Annotated in this window: 12 protein-coding genes and 4 pseudogenes; 5 read left to right on the top strand and 11 right to left on the bottom strand. The window is 64.0% G+C overall.

Going from position 1 to position 21,388, the window contains the following annotated elements:
* Positions 1-123: 123 nt before the first annotated feature.
* The 4 genes and pseudogenes from ACPEE0_RS03910 to ACPEE0_RS03895 form a co-directional block, all read right to left on the bottom strand.
* Positions 124-1,500, bottom strand: coding sequence for a TrkH family potassium uptake protein (locus ACPEE0_RS03910; RefSeq protein WP_424575236.1), 1,377 nt, complete (start codon positions 1,498-1,500; stop codon positions 124-126).
* An 80-nt stretch (positions 1,501-1,580) separates the two neighbouring features.
* Positions 1,581-3,563 (bottom strand): amino acid transporter, encoded by a 1,983-nt coding sequence (locus tag ACPEE0_RS03905; protein WP_424573963.1) that lies wholly within the window; start codon positions 3,561-3,563, stop codon positions 1,581-1,583.
* Positions 3,564-3,731: 168 nt separating this feature from the next.
* Positions 3,732-4,402 (bottom strand): annotated as a pseudogene (locus ACPEE0_RS03900) (response regulator).
* A complete protein-coding gene (locus tag ACPEE0_RS03895; protein WP_424573962.1) occupies positions 4,380-5,906 on the bottom strand; it encodes a sensor histidine kinase in 1,527 nt (508 codons plus the stop codon). Before ACPEE0_RS03895 ends, ACPEE0_RS03900 begins: the two are co-directional and overlap by 23 nt.
* 652 nt (positions 5,907-6,558) lie before the next feature.
* On the opposite strand from ACPEE0_RS03895, the gene ACPEE0_RS03890 reads away from it, so the two are divergent.
* The 3 genes from ACPEE0_RS03890 to ACPEE0_RS03880 all read left to right on the top strand — a co-directional run bounded on the left by ACPEE0_RS03890 (position 6,559) and on the right by ACPEE0_RS03880 (position 8,404).
* Positions 6,559-7,587 (top strand): DUF7594 domain-containing protein, encoded by a 1,029-nt coding sequence (locus tag ACPEE0_RS03890; RefSeq protein ID WP_424573961.1) that lies wholly within the window; start codon positions 6,559-6,561, stop codon positions 7,585-7,587.
* Positions 7,484-7,771, top strand: coding sequence for a family 16 glycosylhydrolase (locus ACPEE0_RS03885; RefSeq protein WP_424575235.1), 288 nt, complete (start codon positions 7,484-7,486; stop codon positions 7,769-7,771). The genes ACPEE0_RS03890 and ACPEE0_RS03885 overlap by 104 nt, the downstream gene beginning before the upstream one ends.
* A gap of 342 nt (positions 7,772-8,113) precedes the next feature.
* A complete protein-coding gene (locus ACPEE0_RS03880) occupies positions 8,114-8,404 on the top strand; it encodes a hypothetical protein (protein ID WP_424573960.1) in 291 nt (96 codons plus the stop codon).
* Positions 8,405-8,662: 258 nt separating this feature from the next.
* Here ACPEE0_RS03880 and ACPEE0_RS03875 read toward each other — a convergent pair whose 3' ends face one another.
* The 6 genes and pseudogenes from ACPEE0_RS03875 to ACPEE0_RS03850 all read right to left on the bottom strand — a co-directional run.
* Entirely contained in the window at positions 8,663-10,174 is a 1,512-nt protein-coding gene (locus ACPEE0_RS03875) for a dihydrolipoamide acetyltransferase family protein (RefSeq protein WP_424573959.1), read from the bottom strand.
* Between the two features lie 4 nt (positions 10,175-10,178).
* Positions 10,179-11,290 (bottom strand): annotated as a pseudogene (locus ACPEE0_RS03870) (alpha-ketoacid dehydrogenase subunit beta).
* A pseudogene (pdhA, locus tag ACPEE0_RS03865) lies at positions 11,287-12,524 on the bottom strand (pyruvate dehydrogenase (acetyl-transferring) E1 component subunit alpha). Before pdhA ends, ACPEE0_RS03870 begins: the two co-directional pseudogenes overlap by 4 nt.
* 475 nt (positions 12,525-12,999) lie before the next feature.
* On the bottom strand, positions 13,000-14,646 hold the full coding sequence (locus ACPEE0_RS03860; RefSeq protein ID WP_424573958.1) for an Ig-like domain-containing protein: 1,647 nt from the start codon (positions 14,644-14,646) through the stop codon (positions 13,000-13,002).
* 22 nt (positions 14,647-14,668) lie between these two features.
* Positions 14,669-15,868, bottom strand: a complete 1,200-nt coding sequence (locus ACPEE0_RS03855; RefSeq protein WP_424573957.1) for a hypothetical protein — start codon at positions 15,866-15,868, stop codon at positions 14,669-14,671.
* A 549-nt stretch (positions 15,869-16,417) separates the two neighbouring features.
* Positions 16,418-16,935 (bottom strand): annotated as a pseudogene (locus ACPEE0_RS03850) (thiamine pyrophosphate-dependent enzyme); the annotation flags it as partial.
* 1,555 nt (positions 16,936-18,490) lie between these two features.
* Between ACPEE0_RS03850 and ACPEE0_RS03845 the strand changes: the two are divergent.
* On the top strand, positions 18,491-18,955 hold the full coding sequence (locus tag ACPEE0_RS03845) for an Lrp/AsnC family transcriptional regulator (RefSeq protein ID WP_035751762.1): 465 nt from the start codon (positions 18,491-18,493) through the stop codon (positions 18,953-18,955).
* A 323-nt stretch (positions 18,956-19,278) separates the two neighbouring features.
* Here the strand turns inward: ACPEE0_RS03845 and ACPEE0_RS03840 are convergent, their stop codons facing one another.
* The gene (locus ACPEE0_RS03840; protein WP_424573956.1) at positions 19,279-19,617 is read right to left on the bottom strand and encodes a hypothetical protein; all 339 of its coding nucleotides are present in this window, start codon (positions 19,615-19,617) and stop codon (positions 19,279-19,281) included.
* A gap of 372 nt (positions 19,618-19,989) precedes the next feature.
* On the opposite strand from ACPEE0_RS03840, the gene ACPEE0_RS03835 reads away from it, so the two are divergent.
* Positions 19,990-21,369, top strand: coding sequence for an O-antigen polymerase (locus ACPEE0_RS03835; protein WP_424573955.1), 1,380 nt, complete (start codon positions 19,990-19,992; stop codon positions 21,367-21,369).
* Positions 21,370-21,388: the final 19 nt, after the last annotated feature.

Here is a 21,388-nt window from a genome sequence, read left to right as displayed (position 1 = left end):
AACGACGGCTTTCGCCGGAGTTTATAGACCGGGAAATCTACGGTCACCGTTGGTTGGTACCTGTCTTTTGCGACGGCGCTACCTGTTGCGGTGGCGGCTAAGCAGAAGGCGTGGGCAGACGCTCTAGCCGATGATGGGCCGTTCTTCGGGGAGGCGGTAGAGGCGCGGGCGGGCTGAGAGCGCCAGGGCTGATGCCACTGCTACGGTGCCGATGCGTCCCGTGAACATGAGTGCCATGAGAACCCACTCGGCGGCCGGCGGGAGGTTGTAGGTGATGCCGGTGCTCAGACCCACCGTGCCGAAGGCGGAGATGGATTCGAAGAGGACCTTTTCCAGGCTGTAGTCGGTAAACATCAGCAGCAGCATGGTTCCGGCGACGACGGCGGCTATCCCGAGGAGAGCCACGGACAGGGCCTGGCGCTGGGATGACGAACTGACGGACCGGTGTGCGATGGTCACCTGGTCGCGGCCGCGGACTTCGTTCCAGATGGCGAAGCCGAGCACCAGGAAGGTTGTGATCTTGATGCCGCCTGCGGTGCCGGCGCTGCCGCCGCCGATGAACATCAGGATGTTGGTGACCATGAGTGTTTCCGGTGCTGCGACGCCGTAATCGATGCTGTTGAACCCGGCGGTGCGGGGAAATACACCCCCTGCGAAGGAGCCGAGGATTTTGCCGGTGAGGGACAGCTGGCCAAGGGTTTCGTTCCTGTTCCATTCGAAGGCGCCGAACAGCAGCGTTCCGGCGAGCAGGAGCAAGAGCGTTCCGTAAATAGTGAGGCGCAGGTGGATGGTCCAGTTCCTGGGGTGGACGTCACCGCGGGTGAGCTGGATAATCACCGGGAACCCAAGTCCGCCGGCGATGATGGCCAGGCAGATAGGTGTGATGATCCAGGGGTCTTCGGCGAAGCCGATGAGGTTGCTGCTGTAGAGGGAGAAGCCGGCGTTGTTGAACGCGGACACGGCGTGGAACGCACCGTGCCACAGTGCGGTAGCGGGATTCGAGTCATAGGCGATCCAGAACCGGATGGTCAGGACCAGGGCCGATGCGGCTTCGAAGGTCAGCATGATCTTCGCTACCCGGGTGAGCACGGCCCTGACGTCGCCGAGGTTCAGGGTGTGTGTTTCCGACTGGGCGACGAGCTGGCCGCGCAGCCCGATGTTCTTGCGGACCAGCAGCGCGAGCAGGGTTGCCAGGGTCATGATGCCGAAGCCGCCCACCTGGATGAGCCCGAGGATGATGCCCTGGCCCAGCGGGGTCCAGAACGTTGCCGTGTCCACGGTGATCAGGCCCGTTACGCAGACCGCCGAGACAGAGGTGAACAGGGCGTCCATGAACACATCTGCCGACTGGTCGGTCCGGGCCGCCGGGAGCATCAGCAGTGCCGCGCCAATGATGATGACCAGCAGGAACGCCACGGGAACGGCCCTGACGGGATGGGACATTAGCCGGCGGAAGACGTTGTCCTTCCCGGGCTTGCCGTTCCTGGCTTCCCGCAGCATCTTCTGCACGGTGGCCACACTGGCAGGGTCCAGCCCCGGGTTTCGAGTTTCCGACGGCGGGGGGCCGCCTTTGCGCAGGCTCATCCCACGTGGATGCCCGGACGGCGGTCCGGGTCCGGCTCGTTCTTGCGGATGATTTCGCGGACCACCGGGGCGGTGTCGCCGCGGCCCAGGAGCAGGTACCGCATCAGGTGGGCGAGGGGGTTTCCTTCCGACCATTCGAAGTAGGCGTGCGGCCGGACACCGGTGGCATCCCGCAGGGCCAGGAGGATCGCGGCGATGGCGTTGGGGGCGGCCGGGCTCTGGGCGCGGAGCACCCGGTGGCCTCCCACTTCCATGCCGTGCACTTCGAGGGTGTCGCTGAATTCGGAGGGGTCTGTGATGTTCACTTCGAGGAAGATGACATCGGCAGTCCCGGGCACCGGATTCATCTCGCGCTGGGCGGCTTCCTTGCCCGCGTATTCTGAGGCGCTGCGCGCTTCCGGGCGGTGGGCGATGAGGTTGATCCGGCCGTCGAAATCCAAGGTGTCGCTGATGAAGCGGCGGGCAACGCCGTCGAACACTATGCGGTCGACGCGCAGCTCGGTGGTGCGGCTGACGCGGGAGACAAGGGAGACGGCGATGATGCCGAGGATGAAGAAAGCGGAGATGGTGATGCCGTCAGGTTTGGCCACCACGTTTGCTGCCAGGGCGTAGAGCATCACCAGAGTCAGGACCGTGAAGGCAACGGCTGCTGCGCGGTGTTTGCGGCGGATGGCGGAGATGGTGACGGCGATGGCTCCGGAGACCATCATGGCCAGGATGCCGGTGGCGTAGGCGCCGGCCTGGGCGTTGACGTCGGCGTTGAAGCCGATGGTGATCAGGACGCTGATGGCCGTGTACACGAGCACCACCGGGCGGACGGCGCGGGACCAGTCCGGAGCCATGCCGTAGGACGGCAGGTAGCGGGGGACGATGTTGATGAGTCCGGCCATTGCGGAAGCACCGGCGAACCAGAGGATCAGGATGGAGCTGACGTCGTAGACGGATCCGAAGCCGTTGCCGAGGTGCTCGTGGGCCAGGTAGGCCAGGGCCCTGCCGTTCGCCTCGCCGCCTGCCTGGAACTCCCCGGCGGGGATCAGCACGGTGGTGACGAAGCTGCTGCCGAGCAGGTAGACGCTCATGATCACGGCCGCCGTCGTCAAAAGCCTGCGGGTGTTTTTGACCCTGCTGGCCAGCTTTTCGTCCGGTGTGGATCCTTGGGACGCCACGAGGGGCATCATGCTGACGCCGGTCTCAAAACCGGACAGGCCCAGGACCAGCAGGGGAAACGCCATCAGCGCCGGCCCAACGACCCCGCTCAAGCCGCCGCCGGACGACGTGAGCGCGTCGGTCCACCCGGTGAGCGCACCGGGTGTGGCGAGGATTTCGACGATTCCGGCGCCGATGATGATGGCGTTCATGCCGAGGAAGACGGCCACGAGGGGGATGGCGATGGCTACCGCTTCCGAGAACCCCAGCAGGAACACCCCGCCCAGGATCAGGAGCAGGACAACGGTGATCGCCACGGCCTGCCCATCCAGGAAGGGCGGCAGGTAGGGATTTTCGAGCAGGTGCACCGTGGCGTCAGCCGCTGAAAGGGTGATGGTGACGATCCACGACGTCGCGACGAACCCGAGCAGGACCAGCACGAAGATCTTTCCGCGCCAGAAGGGCAGGAGCCGTTCCAGCATCGCCACGGACCCCTGCCCGTGCGGGCTTTCCGTGGCCACCCGCCGGTACATGGGCAGCATCCCGAGCAGCGTCAGGGCCACGATCAGCAGCGTGGCCAGTGGGGACAGCGCGCCCGCGGCCAGGGCTGCGATGCCGGGGAGGTAGGACAGGGTGGAGAAGTAGTCCACCCCGGTCAGGCACATGACCTTCCACCAGCTCTGCTGGGATGCGTGGGTGTCCGAGGTTTCCGGGCCAACAGGCTGGTTCACCCGGTGTTCGAGCAGCCACCGGACCAGCGGACTGCCGGGTGCGGATTTTCGTTCCGGGTTGGGAACGGTGGCAGGGATGGAAAACCGGGCGGAAGCCGTCAAGGACGTGTCTTTCTATACTGCCTGCGACGGGCACAAACAGCCCCGTTTCAGGCGCGACGCTGTGCTGATAACCACCGGAGCGTAGCACCGCGTTCATCCCGTATTCCGGGCGTTTCCGCGGATCTTAATGCTTTCTTAACGCCCTCCCGCTGAGCCCTCCAGGGGCAGCTATTCCCGGAAGCGGTATCCCAGTCCGGCCTCGGTCAGCAGGTGCCGGGGATTCGCCGGATCGGCTTCGAGCTTGCGCCGCAACTGTGCGAGGTAGACCCGCAGGTAGCCTGTTTCCTCGGCGTAGGCCGGGCCCCAAACCTGCCGGAGGATTTCCTCGTGCGTGACCAGGGCGCCGCTGTTCCTGACCAGCAGCTCCAGGATGTTCCACTCTGTGGGGGTCAGACGGACGGGAACTCCGCGCCGCGTCACCTGCTTGGCGGGGAGGTCGACAGTGAAGCCCTCGGTTTCGATCACCGGAGCATCCCCGGATGATCCCCTCCGCAGTGCCGCCCGCAGACGGGCCAGGAGCTCATCCATCCCGAAGGGCTTGGTGACGTAGTCGTCAGCGCCGGCGTCCAGCGCCTGGATCTTGTCATCGGAACCGTGCCGGGCTGACAGGACCACAATCGGGACGTCGTTCCAGCGCCGGAGCCTGCGGATCACTTCAACCCCGTCCAGGTCAGGAAGCCCAAGGTCCAGGATAATGACGTCCACCGGATGCTGTGCTGCGCGCTCCAGAGCATCGTTCCCGGTCAGCGCGGTCACCGTCGAGCAGCCCGGGCGGTCAGGTTGATCTGGAGGGCACGGAGGATCTGAACCTCGTCGTCAACGATCAGAACTGTGGCCACGCTGTCCTTTCGTGCCGGATGAAGGCGCTACGCCCGTGGAGAGCGGCAACCGGACCACCATCGTCAGGCCCCCGCCAGGTGTGGGCTCGGCCAGCAGGACCCCGCCCATGGCCTCAGTGAACCCCTTCGCCACGGCAAGGCCAAGACCGATCCCCGTTCCCGGCGTCGTGTCATCGGCGCGCTGGAAGGGCCGGAACATTGCCAGGACCTCATCAGCCGGGATGCCCGCGCCGCGATCGACGACGGTCAGTTCGCTGGCAGGAACGTCCCCAATTCTTGCACTTCCGGCACCGCCAACAGTTCCGGAGATCACCACATCGGACCCGGGGGCGTACTTCAGGGCGTTTTCCACCAGGTTGGCGATCACCCTCTCCAGCATTCCGGGGTCGGCATCGACAGGGGGCATGTTGTCCGGCAACAGCACGCGGAGCCGCGCGGAGTCCGTGCCGCGGAGCGCTTCACCCACGGCGTCTGCCCAATAGACCGGACGGATCAGGGGTGCCACGGAGTCAGCCGTGATCCTGGACATGTCCAACAGGTTGCTCACCAGGCGGTCCAGCCTGTCTGCCCCTGACTCCACGGTGGCCAGAAGTTCCTCCTGCTCCTCCGCGCTGAAGGTAATGGTCTTGTCCCTAAGGCTGCTGGAAGCGAGCTTGATGCCGGCCAGAGGAGTGCGGAGATCGTGGGACACGGCCCGCAGAATCGACGTCCGCATGGTGTTGCCTTCGGCAAGACGAAGGTTTTCACGCTGGCTCGCCGTGAGCTCTTCGCGCTGGACCATGGCCAGCAGGTGGGCGCCGAAAGCGGTCAGCAGCCGGCGCTCATCATCAGTGAGGTCCCTTCCGGTAAGTGTCATGATCCGGTCCCGGTCCAGCGGCTCCACAACGTCAGCCGCCGAAACGTCACCCGGCTGCGGTGCACCAGAGGATTCCTGAAGCTCCCACACCACGGTCCCGCCCGGGTCGGTTTCCCGTTTGGCCCACAGGCCGGCCCCCACCACCTGGAAATGTTCCCGGACCTTGTCCAGGAAAGCAGGGATGCTGTTTCCCTCGGCCACGGCCCTCCGGCTCAGATCGCTGAGGACCGCTGCTTCCGCTCCTGCCAGGCGGGCTTCCTTGCTGAGCTTGGCCGAGCGGTCCACCACCAGTGACACGGCCACCGCCACCGCCACAAAAATGAACAGCGCCAGGACATTTTCGGGATCAATCACCGTCAGCGACCCCACCGGGTGGACGCTGAAGTAGTTCACGATCAGCCCCGCGATGACGGCCGCCAGCACGGCAGGCCAGAGCCCCCCGAGCAGCGCAACACCCACAATGCCGGTGAGGTGTACCAGCATGTCCGTCGACAGCTGGTCGTGGGGAAGGAGGTCCAGGAGGAACTGCAGGAGCGGCGGGAGCCCCAGAGCGAGGATGAATGCCGGGATCTCCCGGCGCCGTCCCAGCCGCGGGCGCCTGCGCCCCCTGCGCTCCCTGCCAAAGATGCGCCGATTACCCCGTGCCATGCCTCTATTGTTCCCCGCGCGGAAGCTCGACCCCCCCCCCCCGCGGCGCTGAGTTTTGGGCAGATATGGCGACTTGCGGGCTGTTGAGGTCGCTTTATCTGCCCAAAAACTCCTGCCGGAGGACCAATTCCTGATCACCTTAGAAAACACCATGCTGTTCAGACGGACGGAGCCGGGCGTCAGGGCCCTGCCCCGTCAGCACGACGGCGGCACTCTCGATTTTCGCTACGCAAACAATGTGGCGCGGCCGAAATACGGGTGTCGCCAGCCATTCTGAGGATCGAGAAAAAACTGGCGCGTCGAAATCGTGGAAGCACCGTGGTGAAGTCACAGATCAAACGGCAAGGCACGACGGCGGCGCGCACCGCCGTCGTACCTCCTCCTTCTGGCCGGGCCGGCACGCAGGGTGTCCGCGGCTTCGGGCTTATCGGACCTTCGCCGGGCGGCGCCCAAAGGGGAAATGGGCAGTTCACAACGCAGGCATTAGGGGATGACTCATCCGCAAATTAGGTATAGGGGTTTTCACCTAATTCTTGAGGCTGGACATAGATGAGTACGTGCTTCTGGTCTAGCCTTTGCCTAACTGGAATTTGAGCGTCGTTATTTCTGGGTCGACGCTCGTACAATCCAGGCCAGCGAGGGGCAAGAAGTGATGTTCTGGCGTAAATGTTTAGCGGCTGCGTCATCGATTCTGGTTGGGGTCGCAATTACTACCCCGATGCCGGCAAACGCCGCAGCAACCACCTCGTTAATCATGGACACCTACGTCCAGGCGGACAAGGCGACCAGCAACTTTGGGACCAGCGTCCGCCTGTCCACTGAGGGCCGAGCGAACATCTGGCGGAACTCCCTCCTGCGTTTCAACGTGCAAGTGCCAGCCGGAGAGCATGTCGTATCGGCAAAACTGCGGCTGCACTCGGAGTCATCCACATCCTCCACCGAGTTCGTAGATGCTTTTACGACGTCCAGCGCTTGGACCGAGCGGGGAGTCACTTGGAACAACGCACCGGCACGCGGGACGTGGCTGGGGAAGATTGGAGGGTTCGCTGCCGGCTCTTGGGTTGAATGGGACGTGACCAAGGGCGTCGCTGCAAAAGGTGGCGAGCAGAATTTCAAGCTGGAAAGCAACGCCCAGAAGTGGGTCGGGTTCAAATCCAGGGAATCGTCGAGTTCGGCCCTGCGCCCAAAGCTGGTGGTCACCACCGCGCCTGACACTGTAGCTACTGAGGCGGCAGTAATTAAGGGGTGGGGCACGCCCATAGCTGGCGACGAATTCAATTACACCGGTGCTCCAGATGCCACGAAGTGGAATGTGTACAACAGCCCGGGCCACGCGGGCAACGGCATCCGGAGTCCCCAGCAGGTGACGGTGGACGGTTCCAAGATGGTCATCAATGGAACCGCGGACGGCACAACTGCCGGCATGGGAGCGAAGTTCGCAAACCAGAAGTACGGGCGATGGGAAGTCCGTGCTGCCGGCTCCGGTGACAATGAATACCACATGGTGTCCATCCTGTGGCCGGATAGTGAGAATTGGCCTTGTGACGGCGAAGTGGACTACGCGGAGACGACGGGCGATTGGAACGTCATTAAGCTTCTTCCACCACTACGGGTGCTCGAACTCGCAGACGTGGGCCTCCAGGCCTCTCGACGTTACCCAGTTCCACAACTACGCCGTTGACTGGTCCCCAACTGGGATCGTCGGCTACGTCGACGGAGTCGAGTGGTTCCGCGACACGGACCCGGCACACCAGCCTCCCGGTTCCATGCACCAGACTCTGCAACTTGACTGGTTCCCGGACAGCACTGCGGACGGCGTTGGCGAGATGCGTGTTGATTGGATTTGGGTGTACGCAGCGGCTTGAACGGCCTAGACCCCAAGGAGTAGCCTGCACACGGGGCTGCCGTCGCGAGGAACACGTGGCAGCAGGCAAAGTCGGCATATATTTTTATCAATTCTGAACGTCTTCGTCGGGCGCTGGCGGGTCGCCCCAAAACTCCCGGCCCTACCCTCAAAATGCGTGAGATTAGAGCGCCATATTGCAAGCGATAGCGCTGTCGCTGTTCAAAAACTTCCCATGATTTAGTCCGTAATATTTGCCCGCGCCGTAGCGCTGACGGCATTGTTCGCCTAACTTGGGAGTCTGGCTAAAGCAGATGGTCGGGCTGGGGTTATCAATTGGTCTCCTGAATTGAAAGGCACCAAAATGAGAACCAAGAATGCCATTGCCATTTGCGCTGTCCTGGCCGCTAGCTCCATTGGCCTTGCAGCACCGGCGAGTGCGGACCCCACGGGAACTGGCTGCCCTGAGGGCTTTGATTTGCTACCTGTGAAAAAGATCATCAAGGAGTACGCGGCGCCCGGATTCGACAAAGCAATTAAGAGTGAGGACCGGAACGAAGACGGTCTCCTCTGCATCAAGATTCTGCCTCCCGCTGTTGACTTCTATGATCCCACCTTCTTCTACCAGGACAATGATTTCCCAGTCACAGCGTAACTTTAAAGGTTGATTTAGCTGCTTATGGAAAGGGAGAAGACGGCGGCATGCACCGCCGTCTTATCCCTTTGAATCCGAAATGCCTTGTTGATCTAAAGATGCAGAATTCGGGCCAAAAGTCATTGATACCTGGCCAGGAAATCCACACGACAGCCGTGGACGTTGCCGCCACTAGTGAGCGAGCGTTCGGAAGGGGCGGTGGTTGAGCCGGTCGAAACCCGCGGAGGTTTCGACAGGCTCAACCACCGGTTTCCGCAACTACAGGTCCGCGAGGAGGGACGTGGGGTTTTCCATCGCGTCCGCCACGAAGCGGAGGAAGCCGGCAGCCGTGCCGCCGTCGCAGACGCGGTGGTCGAACGTCAGCGTCAGCTCGGTGACCTTGCGGACCGCCAGCTCACCGTTGACCACCCAGGGCTTGTCGATGATCCGGCCGACGCCGAGGATGCCCACTTCCGGATGGTTGATGATCGCCGCGGACCCGTCCACACCGAACACACCGTAGTTGTTCAGCGTGAAGGTGCCGCTGCCCAGCTCGGTGGGGGTCGCCTTGCCTTGGCGTGCGACGTCGGTCAGCCGGCGGATCTCCGCGTCCAGTTCGCGCGCACTCAGCTTTTCGGCGCCACGGACGGAGGGGACCACCAGGCCCCGGTCGGTCTGGGCCGCGATGCCGAGGTTGATCCCGTTGAACGCGACGATCTCCTGTGACCCGTCCTCCGCGGTTTCGATCCGGGTGTTCAGCTCGGGGTACTTTTTTAGCCCGGCTGTGACAAAACGGGCGATGAACGCGAGCAGGCCCGGGACGTCCGAGCCACCGGCCTTCATTCCCTCGCGCAGTTCGAGCAGCGCGGTGGCATCCACATCCACCCACACCGTTGCCTCGGGAATCTCCGAGCGGCTGCGGGCCATGTTGGCGGCAACCGCCTTGCGGACGCCGCGGACCGGTGTACGGGAGGAGACGGGCAGACCGGTGCGGGCGTCACGGCCCTGGGTTTCGACAGGCTCAACCACCGGACGAGGCTTGGTTTCGACAGGCTCAACCACCGGAGCGTTGGTTGAGCTTGTCGAAACCTCAGGCTTGGTTTCGACAGGCTCAACCGCCGGGGCATGGATCGCCTTTTCCACGTCGCGGCGCATGATCAGCCCGCTGTCGCCGGAGCCATGAAGCTCGCCGAGATCCACGCCGTGTTCCTTGGCCATCCGGCGGACCAGCGGGGAGATCACAGCGCCGAGCTTCCCGGGCACGCGGGTGCGCAGGAGTGAGAGGTCGTCCTCTTTGGTTTCGACAGGCTCAACCAACGCCGTTGAGGACCTCCGGGCGCGGGTGCGGCGGGCGGTGCCGTGGCCGCCCGGCGTTCCGTAGCCGATCAGGACATTCCCGGAGCCGGCCTTCTCCTCTTCGCGGTAGGACTGGGCGACTTCGGTTTCTTTGGTTTCGACAGGCTTGGTTTCGACAGGCTCAACCACCGGGTCGCCGAGTTCGGTTTCGGCAGGCTTGGTTTCGGGCTCGGCAGGTTCCGGGGTTTCGACAGGCTCAACCACCGAGATGAGGGGGCGGCCGACGTCGATGGTCTCCCCCGGCTGCCCGTGCAGCTCGGCTACAACCCCGGCGTAAGGTGACGGCACCTCCACCGTGGACTTGGCCGTCTCCACCTCCGCGATCGGCTGGTCCACCGCGATGGTGTCCCCCACGGCAACGTGCCAGGACACCAGTTCGGCCTCGGTCAGGCCCTCGCCCAGGTCCGGCAGCAGAAATACTTTCGGAGTGCTCATGGAATCAGTCCTCCCACTGAAGATCGTCGACGGCGTCGAGGATGCGGTCCACGCCGGGCAGGTAGTACTTCTCGAGTTTTGGGGCCGGGTACGGAATGTCGAACCCGGTGACGCGGCGGATGGGGGCGGCCAGGTGGTGGAAGCAGCGCTCCTGCACCCGGGCCACGATCTCGGAGGACACGGACGCGAAGCCGTGTGCCTCGGCGATCACCACGGCGCGGCCGGTCTTCCGCACGGACTCACACACAGTAACGTCGTCGAACGGGACAAGGGTCCGCACGTCGATAACCTCCAGCGAGCGCCCCTCCAGCGCGGCAGCCTCGGCCGCAGCCAGAGCAGTGGGAACGGAGGGTCCGTACGCGATCAGCGTCGCGTCGGTGCCGGGACGCGCGACGGCGGCCCGCCCCTCAGACACAAGGCCCGCCGTCGTGCCTTCCTCATAGGAAGCGCGCAGGGACGCAGGTCCACCAGGTCCTTCGACCAGTACAGCTTCTTGGGCTCCATGAACATGACGGGATCGTCCGAGTCGATGGCCTCGCGGAGCATCCGGTACCCGTCCGCCACGGTGGCCGGGGTGTAGACCTTCAGGCCGGCGGTGTGGGCGTAGTAGGACTCGGAGGAGTCGCAGTGGTGCTCCACTCCCCCGATGCCGCCGCCGTAGGGAACCCGGATCACCATGGGCAGCTTCACGGCACCGCGGGTGCGGTTGTGCATCTTGGCCACGTGGCTGACGATCTGCTCGAACGCCGGGTAGGCGAACGCGTCGAACTGCATCTCCACCACCGGGCGCATCCCGTTGATGGCCATGCCCACGGCCATGCCCACGATCCCGGACTCGGCCAGTGGCGTGTCGAAGCAGCGCTGCTCGCCGAACGTTCTGGTGAGCCCGTCGGTGATGCGGAAGACCCCGCCCAGGGTGCCCACGTCCTCGCCGAAGACCAGGACGGAGGAGTCGGCGGACATGGCGTCCACCAGGGCGGTGTTGAGGGCCTTGGCCATGGTGACCGGCTGCGGGCCGGCGGCTTCGGCGGTGGCCGCGGCGGAGGCGGCGGCCCGGGCGGTGGCGGCGGACACGTTGCCGTTGGCCTCGGACGAGGTGGTGACGGTGGGGCTCACTTGGCTGCCTCCTGTGATGATGCTGCGGCGTCGCGGGCGATTTCGTCGGCGAGCAGGGCGGACTGTTCCTTCAGCTGCGGCGTTTGCCGAGCGAAGACGTGGCGGAAGAGTTCCTGCGGGTCCACGGGCACGTCCTCGCTGAGGCCCTCGCGGAGCTGCGCGGCCACGGCCTCGGCCTTTTCGGCGATCCGGGTCTCGCCCGCGGAGTCCAGCAGGCCCCGGTCCGTCAGGTAGGTCCGCATCCGGTTCACCGGGTCCTTGGCCCGCCACTCGGCAACCTCGGCGCTTTCCCGGTAGCGGGTGTCGTCGTCGGCGTTGGTGTGGGCCTGCATGCGGTAGGTGTTGGCTTCCACCAGCAGGGGGCCGGAGCCTTCGCGGGCAAGTTTCACGGCGCGGTCCAGGACGGCGAGCAGCGCGACGACGTCGTTCCCGTCCACGCGTTCGCCCGCCATGCCGTAGCCCACGGCCTTGTGCGCGAGCGACGGCGCCACGGACTGGTGTGCCAGCGGCACCGAGATGGCGTACTTGTTGTTCTGGACGAAGAAGATGACGGGCAGGTGGAAGACGGCGGCGAAGTTAAGGGCCTCGTGGAAGTCGCCCTCGCTGGTGGCGCCGTCGCCGCACATGGCCAGCACCACGGTGTCCTCGCCGCGGAGCTTGGCGGCGTGCGCGACGCCGACGGCGTGCAGCAGCTGGGTGGTGAGCGGGGTGCACTGGATGCCCACGTGGTGCTTGAGGGGGTCAAACCCGCCGTGCCAGTCGCCCCGGAAGATGGTCATCACCTGCACGGGTCCACGCCGCGGGTCATCACGGCGACGGCGTCCCGGTAGGTGGGGAACATCCAGTCGCCCTTGGAGAGGCACAGGGCGGCCGCCACCTGGCAGGCCTCCTGGCCGTGGCTGGACGGGTACACGGCCATGCGGCCCTGCCGGACCAGGGCGGAGTTCTGGTCGTTGACCCGGCGTCCGACGACGAGCTGCTCGTACGCTGCCAGCAGTTCCTCATCGCCGGGCAGGGGGTATTCGTGGCCGGGTTCGGTGCCCTGCTCACCTTCCGCGATGAGCCGGCCGTCCGGGGCCACCATCTGGATCTGGTGCCGGGCCGGGAGCATGTAGTCCTCGGCCGTGATGCCGAACTTCTTCACGGCTTCGGTGAGCGCGTCCTCGTGCTGGACTGCGCCAGCCTCGCTGGTGCTTGTTGCGTCCCGTGCCGTGTGGTCTGCGGAGATCGTCATTGGTCCGTTCCTTCTGTTGCCACTATTCCTTCCCAGTATTGACCTGCGGAAGGTTTCGTATCCAGCACCTGCGGAAATCGTGGAGAAGCTGTACGAATCGGGTCCAGCTGGGAGACGAATCGTAAGTGTGACGCGCATTACGCGCCGAACCGGTGGACAGATTGGCGGGGTTGGATGCGCTGCCCGCTACCAAATGGGCTCGACCTGCCCTGCGGCAGTTGCCCTCTCTTGAGGGCGATATAAGGTGCAGCGGGACAGCGCGGCCGCCTTCGCCTTTGCGGGGCAACCACCATTTAATAGGGACTGATTAAAGTTGGGAATCTGCCTACACTCCATGACCCAGGTGGCGGACAACGTCCACATTTAAGGGCACACGCCCATACCGCCATATGCCGAACCTGGGTTACATTCCGGGCCTCCAGGGCCTGCGACGCAGACGGCGGCGCCGGTGTGGAATTTGCGAAGCCCCGAAGTGCTAGGGGGAGGTCACGGTGAGGATGAGTTTGGGCCTGTTCTCAGGGGTGGTGTTCTCGCTGGAAGCAAAGTCCAACCCGTCGCCGCTGGAGGAGTCCAACGCCAGTGACAGCTGCTGGCCCAATTCCGCTGCCACTGCATCCGTGTCGAGGGTGACGCTGTAGGTAGCAGCGCTGGTTGGACCGGTCAACGTCCCTACCAGGGCGCCGGGTAGCGGGCGGGAGTTGTAGCGAATCGCGCTCTCGGTCCAGTTGTCGTCCGAGAGCTTGACCCTCTGGCTGCCAGAGGAGCCGTTAGTTGCCCGGAGCTGCAGCTTGGCCGCCGTGATCGTCTTACCCGCGTGAAGGCCAAGGTCGAACTTCAGGTAGCTGATCTTGATGGGGCTGCCATCCACCTCCAGCACCGTGGCTGAACCATAATCGGTCGTGGTGGCGCCACTGGACACATAACTGTCCTCGAGCGCCTCGACGGTGATCGTCTCGGTTGTTCCGCCGCCACCGCCGGTAGCGGCGGCGGTGGCGAAGCTCCACGTCTTGGCCGTGGCCAGGGCGTTACCGTTGGCGTCCTTCACTCCTGTGCTAATGGACGCGGTGTAGGTTGTGGAAGCGGCAAGGTCCGCGGTCGGGTCCAGGGTGACGGTCCTGCTGGGGGCGTCATAGGTCACAGTGGCCGTCACAGCAGCCCCGGCCGCGTTCCTCAGCGCCACGGTGGTGGCGTTGATCGTGGCCGCGTCCATCGCCTCGGAGAAGGTCCCCGTCACATTGGTGTTCACCGCCACCCCGGCCGCCCCATCCTCCGGCGACACAGCGGTCACCGTCGGCGCGGTGTTATCCCCGCCGCCCGAACCCTCCCCGCCGAGGGTGAGGATGAGTTTGGGCCTGTTCTCAGGGGTGGTGTTCTCGCTGGAAGCAAAGTCCAACCCGTCGCCGCTGGAGGAGTCCAACGCCAGTGACAGCTGCTGGCCCAATTCCGCTGCCACTGCATCCGTGTCGAGGGTGACGCTGTAGGTAGCAGCGCTGGTTGGACCGGTCAACGTCCCTACCAGGGCGCCGGGTAGCGGGCGGGAGTTGTAGCGAATCGCGCTCTCGGTCCAGTTGTCGTCCGAGAGCTTGACCCTCTGGCTGCCAGACGAGCCGTTAGTTGCCCGGAGCTGCAGCTTGGCCGCCGTGATCGTCTTACCCGCGTGAAGGCCAAGGTCGAACTTCAGGTAGCTGATCTTGATGGGGCTGCCATCCACCTCCAGCACCGTGGCTGAACCATAATCGGTCGTGGTGGCGCCACTGGACACATAACTGTCCTCGAGCGCCTCGACGGTGATCGTCTCGGTTGTTCCGCCGCCACCGCCGGTAGCGGCGGCGGTGGCGAAGCTCCACGTCTTGGCCGTGGCCAGGGCGTTACCGTTGGCGTCCTTCACTCCTGTGCTAATGGACGCGGTGTAGGTTGTGGAAGCGGCAAGGTCCGCGGTCGGGTCCAGGGTGACGGTCCTGCTGGGGGCGTCATAGGTCACAGTGGCCGTCACAGCAGCCCCGGCCGCGCTCCTCAGCGCCACGGTGGTGGCGTTGATCGTGGCCGCGTCCATCGCCTCGGAGAAGGTCCCCGTCACATTGGTGTTCACCGCCACCCCGGCCGCCCCATCCTCCGGCGACACAGCGGTCACCGTCGGCGCGGTGTTATCCCCGCCGCCAGGGGGTTGTTCCACCACCGAGAGCTATGTGGGCGTGCCAGTAGCGGGAGTTGGTCCTTGAGGCTGCCAGCACTACCAGACCGGTTTGGCTGTTGACGTTTTGTTTTGTTGAGGTGGGGTCGTTGATGTCTTTGTCGGTGGTGCTGCTGATGATGGGGGTGCCGGCGCCGGGCGCGAAGGAAGGGTTGGTTGTTGAGGTTGTCTTGTAATAGATGGTGCCGCCCTCCTCGGGCGCGACCGCGAACATCCAGATCTTACTGGCCCCCGTGGCCATCTCTTCGATCATGACCATGGGCCGGGTGTGTTCGTCCTCGACGACGCCGTACTGCGCACTGGTCCATTGGCCCTTGCTGTCGCGTACCAGGAGGGCCACAAAGGTCTGGCCGACGTTCTGGTGGGCTGTCTTGATCGCTGCGTAGAGGCGGCCGCTGCCGTCGCTGGTGAGCTGCTTGAGGTTTAGATGGTCGTTCGCGCAGCCGCCGCTGCAGTTGACTCCGCCGCCGTAGGCAACTTCTGTCTGCCAGGAGTTCACTGGCTGGCCGTCCTGGTGGACGGCAAAGTAGAACCGCTTATGCCCTGTCCGCTGGTTGCTCCACATGATGCCGATCTTGTCGCCCTGGAAGGACGTGACTGCAGAGATGTCGTCGTGGTGCACCTGGGCGTTGGTCGTCGGCAGGACGAATGGAGTGCCCCACTCCGTGTCGCTGGTTGTTGAGTGGTTGACGTAGACGCGGTTGCTGTTGTCGGACGCAACGAGGGTGTAGGTGATCCAGAGTTTGCCGGTGGAGTCTTTGGCAACCGTGATCGATTCAGTGCTTCCGTTGTGAAGGGTGACGGGGAATCCAGCGTCCCGTGAGTAGGTCTTCGCCACCGGGTCGTAGCTGAACCGGTGAAGTGCTGCGGACCCGGACGTCACCGCGGTCTGGGATGGTGGCGAGCTCCATTCCGAGAGCACAGTGGTGCCGGAGACGACGTAGAGTTTGTTGCCCGTTGCGTCCCAGAGCGCGTCGCCGCGTGCGCTCACCCGCGTGTCGACGACCGTTGTTGTTTCCTGCCACTGCTGCGTTGTGCCGTCGAGCTTGTGGATTTTCGTCGCATTTGCTGACGCGCTCCATAGCAGCCCCCACCAGCTGCCGTCCTGGAACCAGAGCTTGCTTTGGGCCTTGTCCGCAGTCGGCGTTCTCACCCCGTCGCCTGCATATGATGGCCCGGGCACTCCGAGATCGGCCGCCTGGGCAGGGACGGGGAGCGCGACAACGGCGGCCGCGGCGAGAAGCAAAGCGGTGAAAAGACGGAACAAACGCATAATTGTGCCCTCGGAGTCATGTCTGTGGAGGGCATCGACCGAGGAAAGGATGAGCCCGCGCGGCCTGTGCCCTAGCACGCCTATTTCCAGTTACGCAACGGTAGGCCGGTGCGAAAGACCACACAACAGTCCTCAGTACCTGATTTCTATAACCCCTGTACCTACCTAGCCGAGCGGCCACCTAACCCCTTCAAACCCCTTGGCGGCTCAAGCATTGCCAGTGGGCGATGCAATCCGGCGCCCGCCTGCATCATCACCCCGGGCGTCGCGGCCTCCATCACCTACGCGGCCGATGGCGCCGCGTGTAACCAGACAGTGCGGATCGACACGACGGCGCGCGCCGCACCCGGACTGGATGTCCCGGGCACAGCCCCCTTCCCGGGATCAACGGCCTACAGGTTTTGGCCGCTACCGAAACGTCCGTCTTGGCTGGATGCCCACGTGGTGCCTGAGGGGGTCGAACCCGCCGTGCCAGTCGCCGCGGAAGATGGTCATCACCTGCACGGGTCCACGCCGCGGGTCATCACGGCGACGGCGTCGCGGTAGGTGGGGAACATCCAGTCGCCGTCGGACAGGCACAGGGCGGCCGCCACCTGGCAGGCCTCCTGGCCGTGGCTGGACGGGTACACGGCCATGCGGCCCTGCCGGACCAGGGCGGAGTTCTGGTCGTTGACGCGGCGTCCGACGACGAGCTGCTCGTACGCTGCCAGCAGTTCCTCTTCGCCGGGCAGGGGGTATTCGTGGCCGGGTTCGGTGCCCTGCTCACCTTCCGCGATGAGCCGGCCGTCCGGGTCCACCATCTGGATCTGGTGCCGGGCCGGGAGCATGTAGTCCTCGGCCGTGATGCCGAACTTCTTCACGGCCTCGGTGAGCGCGTCCTCGTGCGGCATGCCTGCCTGGCCGGCGGTTGTTGCATCCCGAGCCGTGTGGTCTGCGGAGATCGTCATTGGTCCGTTCCTTCTGTTGCCACTATTCCTTCCCAGTATTGACCTGCGGAAGGTTTCGTATCCAGCACCTGCGAAAACCGTGGAGAAGCTGCACGAATCGAGCCCAGCTGGGAGACGAATCGTAAGTGTGATGTGCATTACGCGCCGAACCGATGGACGAAATGCCAGGCATGCCGGGCGGGAACAACCCGCAGCGCCCGGCGCGCCGGTGCCGGGGAATGGGTTTGACGGTTTGAGAAGAGGCCTTGACCTCTCCCTGCACGGGGAGCACACTCTGATGAGCCCGATTGACGAAAAGCGTCTATCGGCCAATATTCGGGTATCTTTTCCACTCATCACAGGGAGAAGATTCCGCACAGGCGACTGGTCTCCCCTACACGGGGATCTCCTGGTGCGGCCGAGACGCGGAGGGGACACTGCGGTCCCCTCCGTCTCACATCATTCATGCATAGGGAAATTACAAAGGGCGGGGATCTGTAATGGACATTAAGCAGCTGTGGGACCGGCTCGACCAGAGACGCGGCATTGGCTGGTGGACAATCCCGGCTGCCGCATCCTCCCCCGGACCGTTGCGGCAGAGATCAAAAAGGCCACCGGAGCCGAGTTCGAACAGGACCGGCACGGCGAAAGCCTCCTTTCCCCAGCGACTGCGACTTCATCCGGAGGGCAGCGGAACTCCACGACGCCCGGCGGCGCTGAGTCGTCTAGACGTGATCCCGGTTCGCTGCGCCTGGGTCAGACGCGTACCAGGGCGGCGCCCACTACGGCTGCGGTGAGGACCAGGAGGACGGCGAGCACGGCGTAGCCCTGCCATTTGGGGCGGCCCTTATGGGGGTTGATGTCGACGTACGGCATGTCAGGCGCGGTCCTTGCGTCGCGCGGCGGGAACAGTGGCCCGCATGGCGCGCCGCTTGAGCCTGAGCAGCTGGTGCACGGCGAAAAAAAGGAACGAGCAGGGTGCCCAGCAGCAGGCTCAGGGCTAGGGCGTACTCGGATATAGCCACACCAGTCTCCATCGGTCAGAGTGATCTACGATCACCCAGACCTAAGCACGTGACAAGGGCAATGACAAGTCACGTCGACAGCACCGCACCGCCGGCAGGTGTTACCTCCGCAACGCCATCGCCACAACAGCTACCGTCGCGACGGCCAGGGCAGCCAGCAGAAAATAGGAAAGTACCCTTATTTTCCGCTGCCTCAGCTCCCGCCGCGACTGCCGCACGCTGTAAGTTCCCCATATCTCCCCATGCCGCGATGCTACAAAACACACCCTCAAGGTTTGATCAAGTCACGCCCAGTATTACGAATCATCAGTGTCCATCAGGGCCCGGAAGCCGCCCCGCTGTTCCCGCTGCCAAGGGTCCCCGGTGCGCTCTGCCGGCGGCCCAAGTATATGGTCGTGGCCGGGCTCGCTGAGCCTGTCCTCGCGCAGGGCAATGGAGGGACTTTTCGTATCCGGTGCGCGCCTGAATCGTGGAGAAGCTGCTCCGGCCTGCCTAAGCTGGGAGACGATTTGCAAATGTGGGCCGGATGACGAGTAGGGGCCGTGGAGAAAATGCCAGCAAAAGAAACCCGGACGGAGCCGGTGCCGCTGGACGACATCGACCGCAGCATCATTGCCGAGCTCACCCGGGACGGCCGGATGTCCGTGACCCAGGTGGCCGAGAACGTCCACATCTCCCGGGCACACGCCTACACCCGCATCGCCCGGCTGACCGGCGAAGGGGTGCTGTCCCGGTTCACAGCCGTGGTGGACCCGATCAAGGCGGGGCTGAAGTCCTCCGCCTACGTGACCCTGAAGCTGAAGCAGGACGCTTGGCGGGAACTGCGCGACCAGCTGGGTGCCATCCCCGAGGTGCACCACATTGCCCTGGTGGGCGGCGACTTCGACGTGATCCTGCTGGTCCGAGCCGTGGACAACATCGACCTGCGCCGGGTCATCTTCGACCAGCTGCAGTCCATGCCGGGCGTGCTGGACACCCAGACGTTCCTGGTGTTCGAGGACGTGGATACGCGATGAGTGTGGGTCGTCGCCCCCTCCCGTGGCAGGACTGGGCGTGAAGACGGAGAGTCACTTTCTGCCAATTATGTCCCCAAGGAGCGGGCGCGTCTGTCTGTGGCGGCATCCGACTCCGCGGCGCTGATGAAGAAGCTTGCCGACTACGTTTGCACAGGAACGGGGGGACCTTGCCGTGATTCAGGCGGCGGACGCCCTGCCTGATGACAACGCAGTATCCGGTGAGATCGGGTGCTTCCCAGCAACTACGTCGATGCCACGGACACCGTGATGTCCCTCGGCTCCCCGTCTTACGCGACGCTCAACCCGCGCAAGGTTATGCGCTTTCACCGCGGCGCCCGCATCAACGTGTCGAGCCGCACGGGGCGCACGGCCATCATCAAGGTAAAACCTCCGGGCTGCCAGATCATCAACCCTAACGTCGCCGGCAATACTTCCTTCGGGAACGGAACGGGCATCGCCGTCGGCGGCGACGTCGCCACCTTCGGAGGGCGATGGGACCGCGTCTGCAACCGCGCTCGAATCGATAACCCGATCATCTCCAACATGGAAACCGGCATCGAGTTCAGCAGCATCGACGGCGGACCCGGCGTCGGCGGCTCAGGATTGGCATCAAAGATCAGCATGCCGGTCAGGGCGTGGTTAGTCTGGAGGGCCAACACCATGAACATATCCGAGTGCCGGGGATGCGGGGCATGTAGATTTCACCCTGCGCTGCCGCGTCGATGCTCAGTGCGGTGTTGCTGGGGATCGTGTTCGGCCCGAAGGTTGTCCGCTTTGTGACGTTGTTCTTGCTCAGCGAGGACGCTTCCATGCGGGCAAAGGCCGTTGAGAGTACGGCGCCCGCTGCTGGAAATCAGCAGGTCGTCAATGTCAAGGCCAACGGACCCGACAATCCGTACTGCGTAAGCCTCATTCAGGAGCTGAACACGAGTGGTGCCCGTGAAGCGCGTGTTATGTGCGGGCACGGTGTATCTCATTGATGCGCCCCCATCAGCGGGCCTGTCCGCCACTGACGTGCCGGTATAGTTTCGACAATGACGACCTTCTTCTCGTACGCCCCTGCGTGGGTACTCGCCGCGTATTGGATTGCGGTGGCAGTGACGTTTGCTTACACCGCTTGGAAGGTCGCCGCCCGGAAGTACCTCTTCAGCCCGTACACAATTGTGGTCTACACCTTCGCGTTCGCGCTGCTGGTCGTAGCACCCTACCAGTACAACGATCAGGCGTGGTTCGTACTCAGCCCTACCCTGTCGGCCGGGCCGTTCTCGCCGTATCTTGACCTGAGCATCGGCGTGAATTCTTTCGGGTTCTCGTTGATCGTCGCCATGCTCTGGTTCGTGGAAAGCCGGAAGTCGGAGCGGCGAACTCCGCCACTGGTGTCCAGACCCCCGTTCATCGCGATAACCACTGTATCGACCGCGCTGTTCATCGGTGTGCTCGCCTTCGCGGGCTGTCTGATTGTGGTGGGCGCCATCCCGCTGTTCGGCAGCCGTACGGTGTTCAATGATTACGAGAGCCTGCGCCCGGTCTACAACTTCGTGAACTACCTGATCCTGTTCACCACGTCAGTACTCGTTGTGTGGAGCTTCATGGCTAGATCCCGACGATACGCGCTCTTGATCATCGCGGGGCTCGTCTGCATGCTCTTCACAGGCGGTCGTACGTCCTTACTTTCTGTTGCTCAGCTCGTGATCCTCATGTGGGTATACCGCCGTTACCAGAACCGGGCGGGAAATGGGACGGGGCTTATTCTCGGAAGCCTAGTGCTGCTCGGAGTAGCTGGCTTGTTCCTCGCTTCCTTCAGGGCGGGCGGCGAGTTCCAACTAAGCGGAGTCGTTGACGACTTCCTGTACGGCAACACATTCTCTGACGTGCGCGACGGCGCGTATGTCGCCGCGGGCTGGGATCAGCGGATGGCCGGTGAGCAGCTTGGCGGGAACACCTATCTGGCCGGACTCATGTCCTTCATACCCTCATCGTTGTCCGAATTCCGTGGGACGTGGTCCTGGGAGATCTTCACGACGTCCAACTTGTTCGGGTGGGAAGACCATTATGGCTTCCGCGGCGGCTGGTCGCTTGAGATGTTCATGAACTTCGGGCCGGCTGGGGTTATCGTCGCTGCTCTCGCATGTGGCTGGTTGCTGGGCCGGCTGGAGGCAATGTTCCACTCCGGCGTGATCAGCGCGCAGGGTAACTGGTACCCTAACGCATACCTCTGGAGCTGGCTCGGCTACGGCGTGTTCACAGTGCTGATTGCGTCTAGCGCAACCTACAACCTGTACTCGCTGCTCGGCATCATCGCCTTGCTCAAGGTGATGACGATGCTTCGCGAGGGCCTCCACCGGTCGCTCGGTATTCACGGGCGCCCAGGCTTCGATCTGACGATTCCGATGGCGGGCAACAGCACGCGTTAGATGCCCTAGCCCTTTCGTC

This window comes from Arthrobacter sp. SD76 (assembly GCF_049726125.1).
In the GTDB taxonomy this organism is placed as follows: Bacteria; Actinomycetota; Actinomycetes; order Actinomycetales; family Micrococcaceae; genus Arthrobacter; species Arthrobacter nitrophenolicus.
This window is presented reverse-complemented; position numbering and strand designations above follow the sequence as displayed.

Coding starts and splice junctions, on each gene's coding strand:
- ACPEE0_RS03880 (WP_424573960.1), top strand. CDS start 8,114: ATGAGAACCAAGAATGCCATTGCCATTTGCGCTGTCCTGGCCGCTAGC.
- ACPEE0_RS03840 (WP_424573956.1), bottom strand. CDS start 19,617: ATGGTGTTGGCCCTCCAGACTAACCACGCCCTGACCGGCATGCTGATC.
- ACPEE0_RS03890 (WP_424573961.1), top strand. CDS start 6,559: ATGTTCTGGCGTAAATGTTTAGCGGCTGCGTCATCGATTCTGGTTGGG.
- ACPEE0_RS03845 (WP_035751762.1), top strand. CDS start 18,491: ATGCCAGCAAAAGAAACCCGGACGGAGCCGGTGCCGCTGGACGACATC.
- ACPEE0_RS03895 (WP_424573962.1), bottom strand. CDS start 5,906: ATGGCACGGGGTAATCGGCGCATCTTTGGCAGGGAGCGCAGGGGGCGC.
- ACPEE0_RS03835 (WP_424573955.1), top strand. CDS start 19,990: ATGACGACCTTCTTCTCGTACGCCCCTGCGTGGGTACTCGCCGCGTAT.
- ACPEE0_RS03910 (WP_424575236.1), bottom strand. CDS start 1,500: ATGCTGCGGGAAGCCAGGAACGGCAAGCCCGGGAAGGACAACGTCTTC.
- ACPEE0_RS03875 (WP_424573959.1), bottom strand. CDS start 10,174: ATGAGCACTCCGAAAGTATTTCTGCTGCCGGACCTGGGCGAGGGCCTG.